We start from the raw sequence: 17263 nt of genomic DNA, 5'->3' as shown, positions 1-17263 counted from the left end.
GCGCCGGCGGCGAAGACGCCAAGGCCGTGCGTACGGCAGCGCAAAAAGCGCTGGCCGCCGAGTTCGAGGCACGTGCCGAACGCTTCGGCGCCTGCGCCAATGGCGACCTTGCGCTCGGCTCCGACGGCACGCTGCGCTGGATCGGCGCGCCGATCGGCACGCTGGTTGCCGGCGAGGACGCGCTGAAGCCGCGCCTGGTGCTTTTGGCCGACGAGCAGTTGACCGGTCCCGCCCGCGACAAGGTCGCCGCGCGCGCCGAGCGCTTCGTCAATTTCCAGATCGAATCCTTGCTGAAGCCGCTGGTCGACTTGAAGAATGCCGAGCAGATCGCCGGCATCGGCCGTGGCATCGCCTTCCAACTCGTCGAGCATTTCGGCCTCATCAACCGCCGCGACATCGCCGAGGAAATGAAGTCGCTCGACCAGGAGGGCCGCGCCGCCTTGCGCCGGCTCGGTGTGCGCTTCGGCGCCTACCACGTCTTCGTGCCGGCGCTGATCAAGCCGGCGCCCGCCGGACTGATCACGCTTTTGTGGGCGCTGAAGAACGACGGCAAGGACAAGCCCGGCTTTGGCGACGTCGTGCACGCGCTGGCCTCCGGCCGCACCTCGGTGGTCATCGATCCGGCTTTCGACAAGAGCTTCTACAAGCTCGCCGGCTACCGTAATCTCGGCCGCCGCGCCGTGCGCATCGACATTCTGGAACGGCTGGCCGACCTGATCCGGCCTGCGACCAACTGGAAGCCCGGTCTGGGACAGCGCCCGGACGGCGCCTATGACGGCCAGTCCTTCATGGTGACGCCGCCGATGATGTCCATCCTCGGCGCCACCGCCGACGACATGGAAGAGATCCTGAAAGGTCTCGGCTATCGCGCCGAGCCGAAGCCGCCGGCAGAGGTCAAGGCGCGGCTGGAAGCACAGGACAACGCGGCGCGGGAAGCGGCTGCCGCCAAGCTGGCTGCGGACGCGGCTGCAAAAGCTGAACAGGCCAAGGCGGCGGAAGCCGCTGCAAGTGAAGCCGTCGCTGAAGCGCCGGCCGTTGGATCGGAGCCGGATGCGGTTGCCGCCGCTGAGCCTGCGGCTGAGCAGCCCGTCGCCGAAGCCGCAGCGGAGGCTGTTGCTGCGGACGCTCAGCCGGGCGCGCCTCCCGAGGGTTCGGAGCCAACTGCGGCCGTTGAAGCTACCGCCGAGGTCCCAGCCATCGACGAAACAACTGCAGAGCCTGCAGCGCAAGAACACGCTCCGGCCGTTGCAGAGGCTGACGACACTGTCACCGAAAGCGCCGACGCTTTTACCTCCCCCTCGATGGGGGAGGTCGCGGCGCGAAGCGACGCGGGTGGGGGTGACAGCGCTGACGAAACCGATAGTGCAGACCGCGTAGCCGATGCAGGCGCAACCGCCGACGCCGGCGCTGCCCCCACCCCGGCGCTGCGCGCCGACCCTCCCCACGAGGGGGAGGGTGGAAGCGCTGAGCCTGTCCCCGAGGCCGAAGCGCCAAAGCCCATCTTGCTGTGGCGGCAGGGTCGTTTCGAGCAGCGCCCGCGCCATCGTCAAGGCCGGGACAATCGCCCGCGTAACGGCCAGGCTGCCCGCGCCGATGCGCCGGCCGACGCTGCCGGCGGACAGCCGGCAACGGGCGAGCGGCCGGCCTATCAGGGCCGGCGCGACCAGCGCGACGGTGCCGCCAAGCCACGTTTCGACCGTTCGAAGTTCAAGCCCAAGCCGCAGGCCGAGGGCGAACAGCGCCGCGACGGCAAGCCGCAAGGCGAGCGTCCGCGCGAGGGCCGGCCTGACTGGAAAGGCGGCAGGCCGGAAGGCAAAGGCGGACCGCAAGGCGCCAAGCCGGCCTTCCAGGCCAAGCCACGCGAAGAACGGCCGGTGCGCTTCGATCCGGACTCGCCCTTCGCCAAGCTCGCCGCCTTGCGCGACCAGCTGAAGAAGTAAGCTCTGAGCATGATCCCGAAAAGTGGAACCGGTTTTCGGACAAGATCATGCTCCAACAAGAAATAACTCGCTGCGATGGTTGCTGAAGGTCGTCAGCGCATCGACAAGTGGCTGTTCTTTTCGCGCGCGATAAAATCGCGCTCGCTGGCGGCCAAGCTGGTTGTCGCGGGACGCGTCCGCATCAACAGCGACAAAGCAGCGCAGGCCTCCGATCTGGTCAAGCCTGGCGACGTTTTGACCATTACGCACGAGCGCCGTATTTTCATTTGGAAGGTGCTTGGCACCGGCGTGCGGCGCGGTCCGGCCGAGGAAGCGCGCACGCTCTACGAGGACATGTCCCCGCCGCCGGTCCCAAAAGGCGAGGCTGTTGCCGATGCCATTCCGGCGCTGCGCGACGCCGGCAGCGGCCGGCCGACCAAGAAAGAGCGCAGGCAAACCGACCGGCTGTTCGGCGAAGACTGAAGCCTTGGCCGTCTGCGCCATGCCGGCGGTCTGGAATTTCATTCCGGACACGCGGGCCCCGCCTGCAATGGCTGCCCTTGCAAGCGGCAGGCAAAGGCGTTACCTCACCAAAAAAGCCGCCGCATCGGCGCGAAAATCGGAAATCGATTTTTCGGAAGGCACGATGCGCAGATTCAAAGTGTTAGAGCGTACTTTGTGCGTCCAAGTGGACGCACGTCGCTCTAGCAAGAACGGGACGTCCCGGAGCCGACCAATGACCTATGTCGTGACCGACAACTGCATCAAATGCAAGTACATGGACTGCATCGAGGTCTGTCCGGTCGACTGCTTTTACGAGGGCGAGAACATGCTTGTCATACATCCCGACGAGTGCATCGACTGCGGCGTCTGCGAACCGGAATGCCCGGCCGATGCAATCAAGCCCGACACCGAGCCGGGCCTCGACAAATGGCTGCAGGTCAACACCGAATACGCCGAGAAATGGCCCAACATCACCGCCAAGAAGGAGCCTCCGGCAGATGCCAAGAGCTTCGACGGCGAGGCCGGCAAGTTCGAGAAATATTTCTCCGCCGAGCCCGGCGAAGGCGATTGAGCGCATGACCCTGGAATCGGAATCGATTTCGGAAAGGGTGATGCGCAAAGCAAAAAAGTGTGGCCTATTGGATCGTCATAACGCTGCGTAACGCGCATCATACATTAACTGCCTTGACAGGCGGCGATGGCGCTCGACCTTCGCGTTTGCAGCAAAACCTTGATTCTTCCGACTTTTTGTGCTACACCAGTTGAAACATGCCGGTGACACAACGTCGATTTATGGCGCAAGCGCCCCAAATCACTGAAAGGTGAAATCCCCAATCGGACCAGAGCGATCTGGGCCAGGCAGTCGCTATGTATGCGGTTTGCCGGTCCCGGCTTTTTCCGATGGGTTCATCTGTTGTGCGGCTAACGATCGGTGTCCCCGGTCGCATGCGTTCGGACCGGCAGGCCGCCGGTGCCACAACAAGGAGTTCAGGGCGTAATGGCAACGATCACCCCGCAGAAGAAGTCCACCTCGGCACGCCACGGTTTCAAGACCGGCGAGTACATCGTCTATCCGGCACACGGCGTCGGCCAGATCGTCTCGATCGACGAGCAGGAAGTTGCGGGCCACAAGCTGGAACTGTTCGTCATCGACTTCCAGAAGGACAAGATGCGCCTGAAGGTTCCGGTCGCCAAGGCGACCTCCATCGGCATGCGCAAGCTGTCGGAAGAGGATTATGTCGAGCGCGCGCTGAAGGTCGTGCAGGGCCGCGCCCGCGTCAAGCGCACCATGTGGTCGCGCCGTGCGCAGGAATATGATGCCAAGATCAATTCGGGCGACCTGATCTCGATCTCGGAAGTCGTGCGCGACCTCTACCGTGCCGACAACCAGCCGGAACAGTCCTATTCCGAGCGTCAGCTCTATGAGGCGGCACTCGACCGCATGGCGCGCGAGATCGCGGCAGTCAACCGCATGTCGGAAACCGAAGCCGTGCGCCTGATCGAGGTCAACCTCAACAAGGGCCCGAAGCGCGGCGCCAAGGCCGACAATGAGGAAGCCGAGCAGGAAGAAGCTGCCTGATCGCTTTCACCGTCGAAATCATGAAAAACCCGGCCTTGTGCCGGGTTTTTGTTTTTACCCCCTTGTGGGGTTCCAAGGACGGGCGAGACCCGTGGCTCGCCCAGGCAGGGTCGCTGCGAAGCAGCGAGGATGGGGACGACACCAGACCGCACCCGGACCTTCCGTCCGACCTCCCCACAAGGGGAACGTAGAAGGCTCAGCCGCCGGCTTCCTTCTCCGCCTCCTGCTTCAGCGTCGCAATAAAACGCTTGGTCCGTTCCCGCTCCGGATTGCTGAACACCACGGTGGACGGCCCCTTCTCGACGACGACACCAGCATCGAGGAACACCACCTCCTGCGCGATCTTGGAGGCAAGGCGAAGGTCGTGCGTGGCCATCACCATGGTGGTGCCTTCGCTGGCGAGTTTTCCGAGCACGTCGACCACTTCCTGCGCCAGTTCCGGATCGAGCGCCGAGGTCGGCTCGTCGCAAAGCAGAACCTTGGGCGACGGCGCCAGGGCGCGGGCGATGGCCACACGCTGCTGCTGGCCGCCCGACAGCGTTGCCGGCCAATCGTCCGCCTTGTGCGCCATGCCGACCTTCTCGAGCAGCGCCAGTGCCCGCTCGCGCGCCTTTGCCGTCGGCCATTTGAGCACCGTCACCAGGCCTTCCATGACGTTCTCGATCGCGGTGCGATGCGGGAACAGCTGGAAGTTCTGGAACACCATGCCGGTCTGCAGCCGCAGGCGCTGGATGTCGCGGCTGGGGATCTTGATGCCGGGACGGAATTCCAGTGTCTCGTCGCCGATGCGCACCATGCCCGAGGTCGGGATCTCCAACAGGTTGATGCAGCGCAGCAGTGTGCTCTTGCCGCCGCCGGAGGGGCCGACAAGCGCGGTGACGCTGCCTTCGGCAATGGTGACCGTCACGCCCTTCAGCACCAGATTGTCGCCGAAGCGCTTTTCGATGTCGGTGAGGCCGATCATGAGCGCGCCTCCAGGAAGCCGCCATAGCGGTTGAGCCGCTCCTCCAGCCGCGTCTGCAAGGCCGAAAGCACCGAGCTCATCGCCAGATAAAGGATCGCCGCCTCGACATAGAGGATCAGCGGTTCATAGGTGGTGGCGACGATGCGCTGCGCCGCCTGGAACATCTCCGGCACGGTGATGGCGGCGGCGAGCGACGTGTCCTTGACCAGCGAGATGAAGGTGTTGGACAGCGGCGGCACGGCGACGCGGCCGGCTTGCGGCAGGATGGTGCGCCGCATCGCCTGGCTCCAGGTCATGCCGATCGAATAGGCCGCCTCCCACTGGCCCTTCGGCACCGAGCCGATCACGGCGCGGATAATTTCCGAACTGTAGGCGCCTATGTTGAGGGTGAAGCCAATCAGCGCCGCCGGAAAAGCGTCCAGCAATATGCCGACCGAAGGCAGGCCGTAAAAGATCAGGAACAGCTGCACCAGAAGCGGCGTGCCGCGAAAGATCCAGACATAGAAGCGGACCACGGCAACCAGAGGCTTGGGGCCGAACAGCCGCACCAGGGCGACAACCAGGCCGACGAACAGGCCGAGTGCGAACGACAGCAATGTCAGCGGTACGGTGAAGATCAACGCCGCCCACAGCAGTGTCGGCAACGAGTCCAGCATCAGGTGTAGCCAGTGCGGCACGAACGGGTCCTCCCTCACAGACCGCCGCGGTGTCGGCAGTGCGATTGTGTGCTTCTCATATCATGCGAAAAACGGCGAGCCGTCAAAGACGGCCCGCCGCTATTGGTCATTGCCGGCAAACCGCCGGGAGATGGTCTTTACTGCGAGACATCCTGGCCGAAATAAGTATCGGCGATCCTCTTGTAGGTGCCGTCGGCCTTGATGTCGGCCAGCGCCTTGTTGATCGCCGCGACCAGCTCCGGATCACCCTTGCGCACGATGACGCCGGAATAGTCGGCGTTCTCTTCCTGCGCGGCGATCTTCACATTGGCGTCCGGCTTGTGCTTCTTGAAGTCGAGGAAAGACAGGCTGTCATTGATGGTGGCGTCGGCGCGGCCGGTGAGCAGCAGCTGGATCGACTGGTCGAAGCCGTCGGTGCCGACGAGTTCGGCGCCGTTGGTCTCGGCGAGCTTGCCGAAATTCGATGTCAACGACTGTGCCGACTTCTTGCCCTTGAGGTCGGCGAAGGTCTTGATGTCGGTGTTGTCGCCGCGCACGATCAGCACGGCCTTGGAGGCGATGTAAGGATCGGAGAAATCGTACTTGGCCTTGCGCGCGTCGGTGATGCCGACCTCGTTGATCACGGCGTCGTAGCGGTTGGCGTCGAGGCCGGCGATCAGCCCGTCCCATTTGCCTTCGAGGAACTCGACCTTGACGCCGAGCTTGTCGCCGATCGCCTTGGCGATCTCGACGTCGAAGCCGACCAGCGCGCCGGAAGCATCATGATAGGTGAAGGGCGCATAGGTGCCTTCGGTGCCGACTTTGAGGGTGCCGGCCTGCTTGATCTGGTCAAGATTGGCGCCGGCATGGCCTGATGTAACAGCCAGAACCTGAAGCGTTCCGGCGACGATGAGCGACTTGAGCCATTTCATTTCTGTGTGATCCCGTCCTTGGCCGGTGTCCGGCGCTTGTGAGAGCCGGAAACTGACAGATACAGCGCAGCAAAATAAGGAACCAGATTTCAAAAAAACGACGATCCAGAAATCAGATTCTCAAAGCAGCTCGGATCGGTGCCAATAGTCCCGATCTGCGGTGTCGATGCGCCCTGTCGGACCGCACAAAACAACCGCCATCGGCGGCGGAACCAATCCCCGGTGTGGCACGTTCATGGCTTGTTGTAGGGCGCCGCGTTTCCATTTCAAGAACCCTTGGCTGCGCTAGGCCCGAAGCAATTCCAGGAAAGTGGGAAAGCGGTTTCCCTCGGAATTGCGTCAAACAGAGATAACGGCCGCCAGGCCGTCCGAAAATGTCCGGGAGCAGGAGCGCGGCATGATCGAAGACACGGCAGGACGGACCATGGTCCGCACGGCAATGAAAGCCCCTTACCTCGAGCGCGATGAGGAACATGTTCTCGCCTTGCGCTGGAAGGAAGACCAGGATCAGCAGGCGCTGCATCAGATTACCGTCGCCCATATGCGGCTGGTCATCTCCATGGCTTCGAAATTCCGACATTACGGCCTGCCGCTCGGCGATCTGGTCCAGGAGGGCCATGTCGGGCTGCTGGAAGCAGCCGCGCGTTTCGAGCCGGAGCGCGAGGTGCGCTTCTCGACCTATGCGACATGGTGGATCCGCGCTTCGATGCAGGACTACATCCTGCGCAACTGGTCGATCGTTCGCGGCGGCACCTCTTCGGCGCAAAAGGCGCTGTTCTTCAACCTGCGGCGCCTGCGCGCCCGTCTTGCCAACGGCGCCGAGCCGATCTCTAACGCCACGCTCTACCGCGAAGTCTCGGTAGCCCTCGGCGTCTCCGAGGCCGATGTCGAGAAGATGGATTCCAGGCTTTCAGCACCTGACTCTTCGCTCAACGCACCCCTCGCCGATGAGGCCGGTACCACCGAGCGGATGGACTTCCTGATTTCGGACGATCCATTGCCTGACGAGGTCGCCGGCGACACCATCGACGTCGAACGGCGCCTGATGTGGCTGAAGACGGCGCTCCGCGCGCTCAATGCCCGCGAACTCAGGATCATCGAGGAGCGTCGGCTGACCGACGAAGGTGCGACGCTTGAGGCGCTCGGCGAGACGCTCGGCATTTCCAAAGAGCGTGTCCGCCAGATCGAGGCCCGCGCCATGGAAAAGCTCAAGCTCGCGCTGGTCAAGCAGAACCCCGAATTCATGGCAGCGTGAGATTGCCAGGAACAGGGGTACCGCCCCGAGTTATCTCAGAAAAGTTATCTCAGAAAAAAGCACTACGAAGGCTGGGGTTTCTGACGAAGACCGGCGCTATCTGTCCGTGACGATCTTGACCTTGTCGCCGGCCGAAACCGAGGCGCCCGGCGACATCGCGTTGAGCACGCGGAACAGATCGAGCTTGCGGTCGACGCCGACCATCTGCGCCGAAAGTGTGCCCATCGTCTGCCCGGCCTGTACCGTGACGACGCGGATATGCAGCGGCTTCAGTGCCGCTTTCTCGGCGGGGCTGAGCACGCGGAACGAACCGCTGACCGAGCGTGCCACCGGATCGAGTGTCGTGCTGGCCGAGGGGGCCGCTGTCAAAAGCCGGTAGACTTGGCCGCCGGCGCGGATCACCGCAATGTCGAACTGCCAGCCATCGGCGCCGGCGTGCGCTGTCGCCGCCTCGTTGCCGTCGATCGTCTCCTGGCGCACACTGGTCTCGTCGAGACCGGCCACCCAGCCGCTTCTGATGTAGTCGGTCAGCGCACGATCCTTGTCGATCGACACACCGTCGAAGCGGATCGCCATGTCGCCGGGACCGGTCGCCGTCACCGCCGCCGCCGAATTGTCGATGATGAAGCCGTCGGGCACCGTGAACGAAACGCCGAGGCCCGGATGCAGGAAGGTCTGGCCGCGCACATAGCCCTCTTCCGGCGTGTCGCCATAGAGCAGGCCGTCTATCCCGGCCAGGAAGGAATCGCGGTCGCGGGTGCCGATGCCCGGCGCGCCGAACTGGCGGGCGTGGCGCTGCGCCAGATCAATTCGCTGCGGCGTGTTGGGGTGCGTAGCCAGGAAGTCGAGGCTGGCGTCGGTGGCGCCGCTGATCGAGCGGAAATCGGTATAGGCCGACATCGACTGCAGGAAACGCCCGGCGGCATAGGGATCGTAACCCGCCTCGCCGATCGATTTGATGCCGATCGCGTCTGCCTCCAGCTCCTGGTTGCGCGAGAACTGCGCCAGCCTCAGCTTGCCGCGGATCAATGCCTGCTTGGCGGTCGGACTGTCGCCCAGCACATCGGAGACCACCTTGGTCGCCAGGCCTTCCTCGGCCTCGAGCTGCTGTCGCTGCAGACCGTGATTGGCGGTGACGTGGCCCATCTCATGCGCGATGACGGCGGCGAGTTCGGCCGAATCATTGGCCAGCGCCAGCAGGCCGCGGGTGACGTAGAGATAGCCGCCCGGCAGCGCGAAAGCGTTGACGTTTGGCGAATTGAGGATGGTGATGCGATAGGTCTGGGTCGGATTGGCCGACACCACGGTCAGGCTGCCGACAACCTTGGCCACCATGCGCTCGAGCTTGGGATCGGAATATTCGCCGCCATAGGTGGCAAGGATGCGCGGATGCTGTGCCTTCGCCAGTTCGGCAAGCTTGCTGTTGGCGGCGACATTGTCGACCGTGATCGGCTTGTCGGAAGGCTGGAAGCCAGATTCCTGCACTTCGGGAGGCGTGAACATCTGGCAGCTGGCCAGCGCCACGGCAAGGCCGGCCAGCGCGAGGAAGCGCACCAGCGGTCTGCGTTTCAAAGTGTCAGTGCCGGTCGGCAGCACGGCGTTCCTTCAGCTCTCGGCGCATGATTTGGACCGGGGTCCGCGCCAGCGAAAAATCGGTTTTCGTTGGCAATCCTGCACACATCAAAAAACCTACAGCGTTTACGCATCCGGCCGGATGCGGCGCTGTAGGGGGCAAATCACGGCTCGTGCCGGACCAGTACTAAGCGGACCTAGCCACATCGACTGGACCATGGCAAGCAAGCGCCACATCACCTGTAGCCGGTTTGGTCGTAAATTATGTCCGCTTCCGGGCAATATCGCGTGATCCGCCCGAACTTGCGCCGATATAGCGCCGAAACGCTTCAGGGCCAGTGCCGTCGAAAAAATCGGCGGCAGGTCCCGTCGCGGCAACCCTGCCATTGTCCAGAAAAACCATCTGCTCGCCGATACGGCGAGCGTCTTCCGGCTGATGCGTGACGAACAGCACCGTCATCGCCCGCTCGGCATGAACGCCGGCCACCAGGTCGAGCATGTCGTCGCGCAGTGCTGGCCCGAGCGAAGCGAACGGCTCGTCGAGCAGCAGCACTGGCCGGTCGCGCACCAGAACGCGGGCGAGCGCTACGCGCTGCCTTTCGCCGCCGGAGAGTTCGCGCGGCAGGCGCATCTCCTTGCCGGCCAGGCCGACGCGGTCAAGCGCCTCGGCGATTGCGGCGCGATCGGCGTCGGTCAGGTTGAGCGATGGCGAGCGGCCGAGCCCGACATTCTTCTCCACCGAGAGATGAGCAAACAGATTGTTTTCCTGGAATACCATCGACACCGGCCGCGCCGAAGGCGGCTCGGCGCCGACATCGGCGCCGCCGATCAGCACACGACCGGACTCCGGCGTCTCGAAACCAGCCACCAGATTGAGCAAGGTCGATTTGCCCGAACCACTTGCCCCCATGATGGCGGTGATCTTAGATGTATGGAATTCGACATCGAACAGGAATGACGTTTCGCCATAGCTGAACGAGACCTTGTCCAGCCGGACAGTCGTGCCTTTCTCCACAGCGGACGTCACGATCTCTCTCCCCGTCCCAGCCAGTCTGCCGCGACCACCAATGCAAGGCAGACCGCCCCGAGCAGCAAAGCCAGCCCGGCAGCATCGGCCGTGCGATAGCTGCCCATGCGCGCCAGCAGGAGATAGGGCAAGGTCTGTACCGAATCGCTGCCGAACAGCGCGATGACGCCGAGATCGCCGAGCGACAGTGCCATGGCGAAGGCAAAGCCGGTGGCCAGCGGCCGCCGGAGCGATGGCCAGTCGACCAGAAGCAGCCGGTTCCAGCCCGCAATGCCGAGCTGCGCGCACAGCTTTTCGTGGCGCTCGCTCGCCGCATCATAGGCCGGGCGCATCGCGCGGATGGCAAAGGGCATCGCCATCACCGCATTGACGATGACGACCATGACCGGCGCGATGGCAAAGACATCGCTGACCGTGCGCAGCAGGAGAAACCAGCCGGCGCCGATGACAATGGGCGGCACGACGAGGACGAAGCCGGCGCCGGTGTCGGTGGCATGTTCGAGCAATGAACGGGCACTGGACCGGCGGCGCAGCGACAGTGCCCGCCGAGCCATGATCAGCGATAGCGACAGCGCCACCGAAAGTAGCGCCGCCGAGAGGGCGAGACCGGCGCTGGTCAGGGTCGCCTGACGCACGGCACTCTCGCCCGCCAGCCGGCCGAGATCGGCGCCGAGGCCGGACGCGACGGTGGCCGCCATTGGTCCGGCGACGAACAGCAAGGCGAGCACGATCAGGACGGCGTTGAACGCTGTTTCTGCTTTGCCGGCCAAGTGATAGCGGCGCGGCGCGACAGGCAAATTGGCGTCGCCGGTCACATTGGCGCCGAGCCGCGTCAGCGCCAGCATGACGGCGAAAGTCAGCGCGATCTGTAGCACCGTCAGCGTCACCGCTCGCGCCGGATCGAAGTCGAAACGCAGCGCCTGATAGATGGCGACTTCCAGCGTCGTCGCCGCCGGCCCGCCGCCGAGGATCAGGACGATGGTGAAGGAGGTGATGCAAAGCATGAAGACAAGCCCGGCGACGCCCGGCAGCGCGGCGCGCAGCACCGGCCACTCGATCAGCCGGAAGGCTGGCCTCGCCCCCATGCCGAGCTGGCTCGCCAGCCGCCATTGATCGGCCGGCACCGTTCCCAGCGCTTCGAGGAACAGCCGGGTGGCCAGCGGCAGGTTGAAGAAGACGTGGGCGACGAGGATGCCCGACAGCCCATAGATGTCGGGCCAGCTCTGGCCACCGATCGCGGCGAAATAACCGGCGCGGCCATAGAGCGCCAGTATTCCCAGCGCTCCGACAATTGCCGGCAAGGCAAGGGGAACAGTGAATAGCTGCAGGATGAAGCCGCGTCCGAAGAAGCGCGGATGCCGCGACAGCGCCCGGGCGACGAAGAGCGCCGGTACGGCGGAAAGCAGAGTCGAGAGCGCAGCCTGCCAGAGCGTGAAGCGGACAACGCGCAGGAGATAGAGGTCAAAGGCGGACGCGGCGCCGGAAAGGTCGTGCGCGCCTTCGCGGATAAGGCCGGCGAAGGCGCCACCGATCAGCAGCGCGATTGCCGCAAGCGCGACAATGCCGGCCGTGATGCGGGGGTCAGAGCGTTGCACTCTTTACCGGGCGTCGCGTTCCTTCGCGCCCCCCTCTGTCCTGCCGGACATCTCCCCCACGAGGGGGGAGATTGGCGGTTTTAGCGCTCCGCTCATTCCTGCAGCTTCGGAGATTGGCGAAAGTCAACGTAAAGGCCAATCTCCCCCCTCGTGGGGGAGATGTCCGGCAGGACAGAGGGGGGCGCCGTAGAGCACTCATCTTTTGACTATACAGCCAAATCTACTTGCTCATCACCGCCAGCCATTCATCCACCCAGGCCTTGCGATTTGCCGCGACCTCTTCCGGGCTGAACAGCAAGGTCTTCGCCGGCTTGACCAGCCTATCAAAAGCCGGATTGAGCGGCTTGTCGGTTTTCCCGGCCGGGAACATCCAGTTGGTCTCCGGAATGACATCCTGGAATTTCGGCCCGGTCATGAAGGCCAGGAACTTCGCCGCCAGCGGATTCTTCGCGCCCGTGGTGGTGATGCCGGCGACCTCGATCTGCAGATACTCGCCTTCCTCGAACGAGGCCGCCTGGTAGCGCCCGGTGTTCTCCGCCACCATGTGGTAGGCCGGCGACGTCGTATAGGAAAGCACCATCGGCGCCTCGCCCTTGGTGAACAGGCCGTAGGCCTCGCTCCAGCCCGGCGTCACCGTCAGCACTTTGCCCTTGAGTTTCGCCCAGGCTTCCGGCGCCTTGTCGCCATAGACCGACTTAACCCACAGCAGCAGGCCAAGGCCCGGCGTCGACGTCCTCGGATCCTGGATGACGATCTTGTCGGCGGCATCGCCCTCGACCAATTCCTTCAGGCTCTTCGGTGGGTTCTTCAGCTTCTCGGTGTCGTAGACGACGGCGAAATAGCCATAATCGTAGGGCACGAAAGTGTCGTCGCTCCAGCCGCCCGGCACGTTGTTTTCAGCCACCGCGCCATGTGGGACAAACAGGCCGGAAGCCTTGGCTTCCGCGGTGAGGTTGGTGTCGAGGCCAAGCACGATATCGGCTTTGGTCGACGCACCTTCGAGCTTGACGCGATTGAGCAGCGCGACGCCGTCGGCCACCGACACGAAGTCGACGCTGCAGCCACACTCGGCCTCGAATTCCTTCTTCACCTGGGGGCCTGGACCCCAGTCGGCAGTGAAACTCTCATAGGTATAGATCGTGAGTTTTTCCTGCGCGCACGCAGGGCTTGCCAGTAGCGAAACAGCAAGCCCAAGCGCTGGGACAAGACGGGACAAAAAAATGCGCATCGGCGCCTCCTTCATTCGTGTTGAAAGGAATTGAGGCGTCGGGCTGTCCGAAGCGTCTAATCCCTCCGCCGGTACAAACCGGATCAGGTTCAGCGGGTTGGCGAGACTGCCTCTCAGCCGGTCCGCGAAGATCGCGTCCGGCACCCCGTTAGAGCGTTTCGACACATAGGCCCGGCCAAGGTGCCACGCAAGTGGAAGTTTGCCCGAGCGTGATCCCGGAAAGTGGAATCCGTTTCCGGAAAAAGATCATGCTCCAACAAAGAGTGACGGTGCCGCTCGGCCTTCCGTTTCGTCGGCGGGGCTGGTAAGGGCCAGCGGATATGAGCACATTCACCATCCTGCTTGGCGGCGATCTCGTCCGCACGCCGCGGCTCGACCGCCAGGTCGCGGGCACGCGCGTCATCGCCGCCGACGCCGGCATCGATCATGCCCGCCTGCTCGGCGTGATGCCGGAGTTGTGGGTCGGCGATTTCGATTCCGTGCCGGCGGACCTGCCTGCCGATCTCGCCGCCGTGCCGCGGGAGGTGTTTCCTCCCGAAAAGGACAAGACCGATGGCGAACTGGCGATCGCGGCGGCATTGGAACGCGGCGCCACCAGCCTGGTGCTGGCCGGCGCTTTCGGCGGCAAGCGCGCCGACCACGCCTTCCTCCATCTGGCGCTCAGCCTGCGGCTGGCCGAGGCCGGCACAAAATTGCTGTTGACCAGCGGAGCGCAGGAAGGCGCCCCTCTGCTGCCTGGCAAGGCCGGCTTCGACTATGCCGACGGAACGCTGTTTTCGGTGCTCGGCTTTTCCGATCTTTCGGGCCTCACCGTGTCCGGCGCGAAGTGGCCGCTCGACCATGTCGAGGTCGTGTTCGGCTCGTCGCTGACCATCTCGAACGAGGTCAAGTCCAACACGACCGGGGGCGGCCTCGAAATCGCGCTCGGCCATGGCCGCGCGCTGCTGCTCGCCCACCCCTACCCCTTGCCTGAAAGCTGACATGGCCCCGCCCCTTCTCAACCTCGACGGCATAAGACTGACCTTTGGCGGCACGCCGCTGCTCGATGGCGCCGAACTGACGGCGTCCGCCGGTGACAAGATCGCGCTCGTCGGCCGCAACGGCTCCGGCAAGTCGACGCTCCTGAAGATTGCTGCTGGTCTGATCGAGCCGCAAGACGGCGAGGTCTTCCGCCAGCCTTCGGCAACGGTGCGCTATCTCCCGCAAATGCCCGACATGGACGGCTTTGCCAATGTGCGCGCCTATGTCGAGGCCGGGCTTGGGCCTGCCGACGATCCCTACCGCGCCACATATCTGATGGAGCATCTCGGCCTCGCCGGCACGGAGAACCCCAACGATCTCTCCGGCGGCGAGGCGCGCCGCGCAGCACTTGCCCGCGTCATGGCGCCCGAACCCGATATTCTGCTGCTTGATGAGCCGACGAACCATCTCGATTTGTCGGTCATCGAATGGCTGGAAGAAGAGCTTGTCCGGACGTCTTCGGCGCTGATCGTCATCTCGCACGACCGTCGCTTCCTCGAACGCGTCTCGCGCGCCACTGTCTGGCTCGACCGTGGCCAGACCCGCCGCCTCGACAAGGGCTTTGGCCATTTCGAGGAATGGCGCGACCTTGTGCTGGAAGAGGAAGAGCGCGAACAGCACAAGCTCGGCCGCCAGATCGTGCGCGAGGAGCATTGGCTGCGCTATGGCGTGACGGCTCGCCGCAAACGCAACATGCGCCGCCTGGGCGAACTGCAGACCATGCGCCAGCGTTTTCGCGGCCATCGCGGCGCCGAGGGCTCGGCGACCATGGTGGCCAGCGACGCCGCCGAATCCGGCAAGCTGGTGATCGAGGCCAAGAACATCGAGAAGAGTTTTGGCGACCTGACCGTGGTCAAGGGCTTCTCGACCCGCATCCAGCGCGGCGATCGCGTCGGCCTTGTCGGGCCGAACGGCGCCGGCAAGACGACGCTGTTGAAGATGCTCACCGGCGAGATGAAGCCCGATGCCGGCTCGGTGCGGCTCGGCACCAATCTGGAAATCGCCACGCTCGACCAGAAGCGCGAGGCGGTCGATCCGGCCGAGACCCTGGCGCAGTATCTCACGGACGGGCGCGGCGAAAACCTCGTCGTCAATGGCGAGCAGCGCCATGTCGTGTCCTACATGAAGGATTTCCTGTTCAAGCCGGAACAGGCGCGCACCCCGGTGCGCGAGCTGTCCGGCGGCGAACGGGCGCGGCTGCTCCTGGCGCGTGTTCTGGCGCGGCCGGCCAACCTTCTGGTGCTCGACGAGCCGACCAACGATCTCGACATGGAGACGCTGGAACTGTTGCAGGAACTTGTCGCCGGCTTTGCCGGCACGGTCATCCTGGTCAGCCACGACCGCGACTTCCTCGACCGCACCGTCACCAGCATCATCGCCCCGGACGGAGGCGGCCGCTGGATCGAATATGCCGGTGGCTATTCCGACATGCTGGCGCAGCGCGGCGGCACCCGGCTCGACGACCGCAAGGCGCGCGCCAAGGCCGAAGCCAGCGATGCGCCGGCGCCGGGCAAGAGCGAGCCGGCAGCGCCAAAAGGGCCGTCTAAGAAACTGTCGTTCAAGCAGAAATTCGCTCTGGAATCCTTGCCCAAGAAGATCGAGGCGATAATGGCCTCGATCTCGCGGTTGGAAAACAACATTGCCGATCCCGCCTATTACGAGCGCGACCCGGCCTCGTTCCAAAAGACCATCGCCGCCCTCGACAAGGAACGCGCCACGCTGGCCGCACTCGAGGAAGAGTGGCTGGAGCTGGAAATGCTGCGTGAGGAGATGGAGGGGTAGCATTGCCTGCGGTTTTTATGCGCGTATATTGTGCGCATGAAAGGAGGCATCTCCGTGCTTCAATCGACGCCAAAAACTCAGCGGGCCTCTGTCAACACGTCCATTGACTCTCAGTTGATCAAGGACGCCAAAGCGTTGGGCATCAACATCTCCCGCGCTGCCGAAGCAGGGATCGCGAAAGCGATTGCGGCGGAGAAAACGCGTCGATGGCAAGAAGAAAACAGGGAAGCCATCGAAAGCTCCAACGAATATGTCCGAAAGAACGGACTGCCATTGGCTAAACACCGGCCGTTCTGATGGCGCGTTACGATTTCTATCGGAGTACCGAGAGCGACGGTTATCTTCTCGACGTGCAGTCAGATATGCTTGAAGGGCTGAGCACGACGGTGGTCGTTCCTTTGATGCCGCCCGAGATTGCCCCGCTTCCTGGCCGCCGCCTGAACCCGACCTTCGCTATAAACGGCAAAGATCTTGTGATGGTCACACAGTTTGTGTCGGCCTTCAGCGCGTCCGAATTGCGGATGCCAGAGGGAAACCTTTCTAGACAACACGACGACATCGTCGCCGCCCTCGACATGCTGTTCCAGGGCTTCTGAGCGAAGGCAGCCGCTACTGCCGCCCGTCAACCTGCCGTCTTGGCCTGCCAGGCCTTCAGCGCCTCGTCGAACACCTTCTCGCCCGGAATGCCCTTTTCCATGGTCAGCAGCGCCCGGCGTCCGGTCTTGTAGACCACCGGCACGTCGATCCAGTCCTGGCCTCGAAGCAAGGTCATATTGGCGTCCTCGTCGGCCTTGGTGTCGTTGAGCGCCACCAGGAAGAAGCCGTCGGCGATCTTGGCCGGAATGCCGATCAGCGGGCTGCCGGCATCCTGTTCCGAACTCTTCATGGCGACGCGCAGGATGTTGTCGACGCCACCGCCGTCAAAGCCCTCGGGCGTCAGGAAGATCATCTCGATGATGTGGCTGGCCGGCAGCGTCTGGTCGGTATTGCGGCGGATGGTCATGCGCAGTTGGATGTCCTTGCCGGGAATGGTCGCCTCGGCGCGGATCGCCGGCTCGGGCGGCAGGTCGCCGCCGGGCGATTCCTGCACCAGCGACCAGACGATGCTGCCGGGTTCGGCCGAACCTTGCGCGGTCGAGGTGCGTTCCTCGTAGAAGATCGCCTTCTGGCCGACCGCAACGGTCGGCGCGGGAGCGGCGGCCGCCGGCGCAGCGGGCGGCGTGCCGGCCG

Annotated in this window: 15 protein-coding genes, 1 pseudogene and 1 riboswitch; of the genes and pseudogenes, 8 read left to right on the top strand and 8 right to left on the bottom strand. The window is 64.0% G+C overall.

Going from position 1 to position 17263, the window contains the following annotated elements; genetic code table 11:
* Positions 1-2015 precede the first annotated feature (2015 nt).
* The 3 genes from X727_RS136240 (at position 2016) to X727_RS136250 (ending at position 4002) form a co-directional block, all read left to right on the top strand.
* A complete protein-coding gene (locus tag X727_RS136240) occupies positions 2016-2402 on the top strand; it encodes an RNA-binding S4 domain-containing protein (RefSeq protein ID WP_023699303.1) in 387 nt (128 codons plus the stop codon).
* Positions 2403-2655: 253 nt separating this feature from the next.
* The gene (gene fdxA / locus X727_RS136245) at positions 2656-2994 is read left to right on the top strand and encodes a ferredoxin FdxA (protein ID WP_013529180.1); all 339 of its coding nucleotides are present in this window, start codon (positions 2656-2658) and stop codon (positions 2992-2994) included.
* A 426-nt stretch (positions 2995-3420) separates the two neighbouring features.
* Complete coding sequence (locus X727_RS136250; RefSeq protein WP_023673664.1) at positions 3421-4002, top strand: CarD family transcriptional regulator; 582 nt, start codon at positions 3421-3423, stop codon at positions 4000-4002.
* A gap of 196 nt (positions 4003-4198) precedes the next feature.
* On the opposite strand, the gene X727_RS136255 is transcribed toward X727_RS136250, so the two are convergent.
* From X727_RS136255 to X727_RS136265, 3 genes are all read right to left on the bottom strand, one after another.
* Positions 4199-4966: an amino acid ABC transporter ATP-binding protein gene (locus X727_RS136255; RefSeq protein WP_023673665.1), complete on the bottom strand. Its 768-nt coding sequence runs from the start codon at positions 4964-4966 to the stop codon at positions 4199-4201.
* A complete protein-coding gene (locus X727_RS136260; RefSeq protein WP_023693608.1) occupies positions 4963-5643 on the bottom strand; it encodes an ABC transporter permease subunit in 681 nt (226 codons plus the stop codon). Before X727_RS136260 ends, X727_RS136255 begins: the two co-directional genes overlap by 4 nt.
* Positions 5644-5780: 137 nt before the next feature.
* Positions 5781-6554, bottom strand: coding sequence for an amino acid ABC transporter substrate-binding protein (locus X727_RS136265; RefSeq protein ID WP_023712815.1), 774 nt, complete (start codon positions 6552-6554; stop codon positions 5781-5783).
* A gap of 397 nt (positions 6555-6951) precedes the next feature.
* Between X727_RS136265 and X727_RS136270 the strand changes: the two genes are divergently transcribed.
* Complete coding sequence (locus X727_RS136270; RefSeq protein WP_023693606.1) at positions 6952-7809, top strand: RNA polymerase factor sigma-32; 858 nt, start codon at positions 6952-6954, stop codon at positions 7807-7809.
* A gap of 96 nt (positions 7810-7905) precedes the next feature.
* Here the strand turns inward: X727_RS136270 and X727_RS136275 are convergent, their stop codons facing one another.
* From X727_RS136275 to thiB, 4 genes are all read right to left on the bottom strand, one after another.
* Positions 7906-9312, bottom strand: coding sequence for a M48 family metalloprotease (locus tag X727_RS136275; protein ID WP_245260366.1), 1407 nt, complete (start codon positions 9310-9312; stop codon positions 7906-7908).
* 331 nt (positions 9313-9643) lie between these two features.
* Entirely contained in the window at positions 9644-10408 is a 765-nt protein-coding gene (gene thiQ, locus X727_RS136280; RefSeq protein ID WP_023835385.1) for a thiamine ABC transporter ATP-binding protein, read from the bottom strand.
* Complete coding sequence (thiP, locus tag X727_RS136285) at positions 10405-12003, bottom strand: thiamine/thiamine pyrophosphate ABC transporter permease (RefSeq protein WP_023737346.1); 1599 nt, start codon at positions 12001-12003, stop codon at positions 10405-10407. The genes thiQ and thiP overlap by 4 nt, the downstream gene beginning before the upstream one ends.
* 220 nt (positions 12004-12223) lie before the next feature.
* Positions 12224-13231, bottom strand: a complete 1008-nt coding sequence (gene thiB, locus X727_RS136290) for a thiamine ABC transporter substrate binding subunit (RefSeq protein ID WP_023737345.1) — start codon at positions 13229-13231, stop codon at positions 12224-12226.
* 43 nt (positions 13232-13274) lie between these two features.
* Positions 13275-13389, bottom strand: a riboswitch (TPP riboswitch).
* Between the two features lie 162 nt (positions 13390-13551).
* Between thiB and X727_RS136295 the strand changes: the two genes are divergently transcribed.
* From X727_RS136295 to X727_RS136305, 4 genes are read left to right on the top strand one after another with little or no spacing between them, the layout of a single operon-like run.
* A complete protein-coding gene (locus X727_RS136295) occupies positions 13552-14211 on the top strand; it encodes a thiamine diphosphokinase (RefSeq protein ID WP_023690494.1) in 660 nt (219 codons plus the stop codon).
* 1 nt (position 14212) lies between these two features.
* Positions 14213-16033: an ABC-F family ATP-binding cassette domain-containing protein gene (locus X727_RS136300; RefSeq protein ID WP_023737344.1), complete on the top strand. Its 1821-nt coding sequence runs from the start codon at positions 14213-14215 to the stop codon at positions 16031-16033.
* A 54-nt stretch (positions 16034-16087) separates the two neighbouring features.
* Entirely contained in the window at positions 16088-16330 is a 243-nt protein-coding gene (locus X727_RS0134930; protein ID WP_023709715.1) for a type II toxin-antitoxin system CcdA family antitoxin, read from the top strand.
* Entirely contained in the window at positions 16330-16629 is a 300-nt protein-coding gene (locus X727_RS136305) for a CcdB family protein (RefSeq protein WP_023737342.1), read from the top strand. The genes X727_RS0134930 and X727_RS136305 overlap by 1 nt, the downstream gene beginning before the upstream one ends.
* 26 nt (positions 16630-16655) lie before the next feature.
* Here X727_RS136305 and X727_RS136310 read toward each other — a convergent pair.
* Positions 16656-17263: pseudogene (locus X727_RS136310) on the bottom strand (hypothetical protein); the annotation flags it as partial.

Source organism: Mesorhizobium sp. L103C105A0 (genome assembly GCF_000502215.1).
Taxonomy (GTDB): Bacteria; Pseudomonadota; Alphaproteobacteria; order Rhizobiales; family Rhizobiaceae; genus Mesorhizobium.
The sequence above is the reverse complement of the archived record's forward strand: the minus strand, read 5'-3'. Positions and strand labels throughout refer to the sequence as shown.

Bases quoted from the DNA above. Each gene is read 5' to 3' on its own strand.
- X727_RS136240 (WP_023699303.1), top strand. From the start codon at position 2,016: ATGGTTGCTGAAGGTCGTCAGCGCATCGACAAGTGGCTGTTCTTTTCG.
- fdxA (WP_013529180.1), top strand. From the start codon at position 2,656: ATGACCTATGTCGTGACCGACAACTGCATCAAATGCAAGTACATGGAC.
- X727_RS136250 (WP_023673664.1), top strand. From the start codon at position 3,421: ATGGCAACGATCACCCCGCAGAAGAAGTCCACCTCGGCACGCCACGGT.
- X727_RS136255 (WP_023673665.1), bottom strand. From the start codon at position 4,966: ATGATCGGCCTCACCGACATCGAAAAGCGCTTCGGCGACAATCTGGTG.
- X727_RS136265 (WP_023712815.1), bottom strand. From the start codon at position 6,554: ATGAAATGGCTCAAGTCGCTCATCGTCGCCGGAACGCTTCAGGTTCTG.
- X727_RS136270 (WP_023693606.1), top strand. From the start codon at position 6,952: ATGATCGAAGACACGGCAGGACGGACCATGGTCCGCACGGCAATGAAA.
- X727_RS136275 (WP_245260366.1), bottom strand. From the start codon at position 9,312: ATGTTCACGCCTCCCGAAGTGCAGGAATCTGGCTTCCAGCCTTCCGAC.
- thiB (WP_023737345.1), bottom strand. From the start codon at position 13,231: ATGCGCATTTTTTTGTCCCGTCTTGTCCCAGCGCTTGGGCTTGCTGTT.
- X727_RS136295 (WP_023690494.1), top strand. From the start codon at position 13,552: ATGAGCACATTCACCATCCTGCTTGGCGGCGATCTCGTCCGCACGCCG.
- X727_RS136300 (WP_023737344.1), top strand. From the start codon at position 14,213: ATGGCCCCGCCCCTTCTCAACCTCGACGGCATAAGACTGACCTTTGGC.
- X727_RS136305 (WP_023737342.1), top strand. From the start codon at position 16,330: ATGGCGCGTTACGATTTCTATCGGAGTACCGAGAGCGACGGTTATCTT.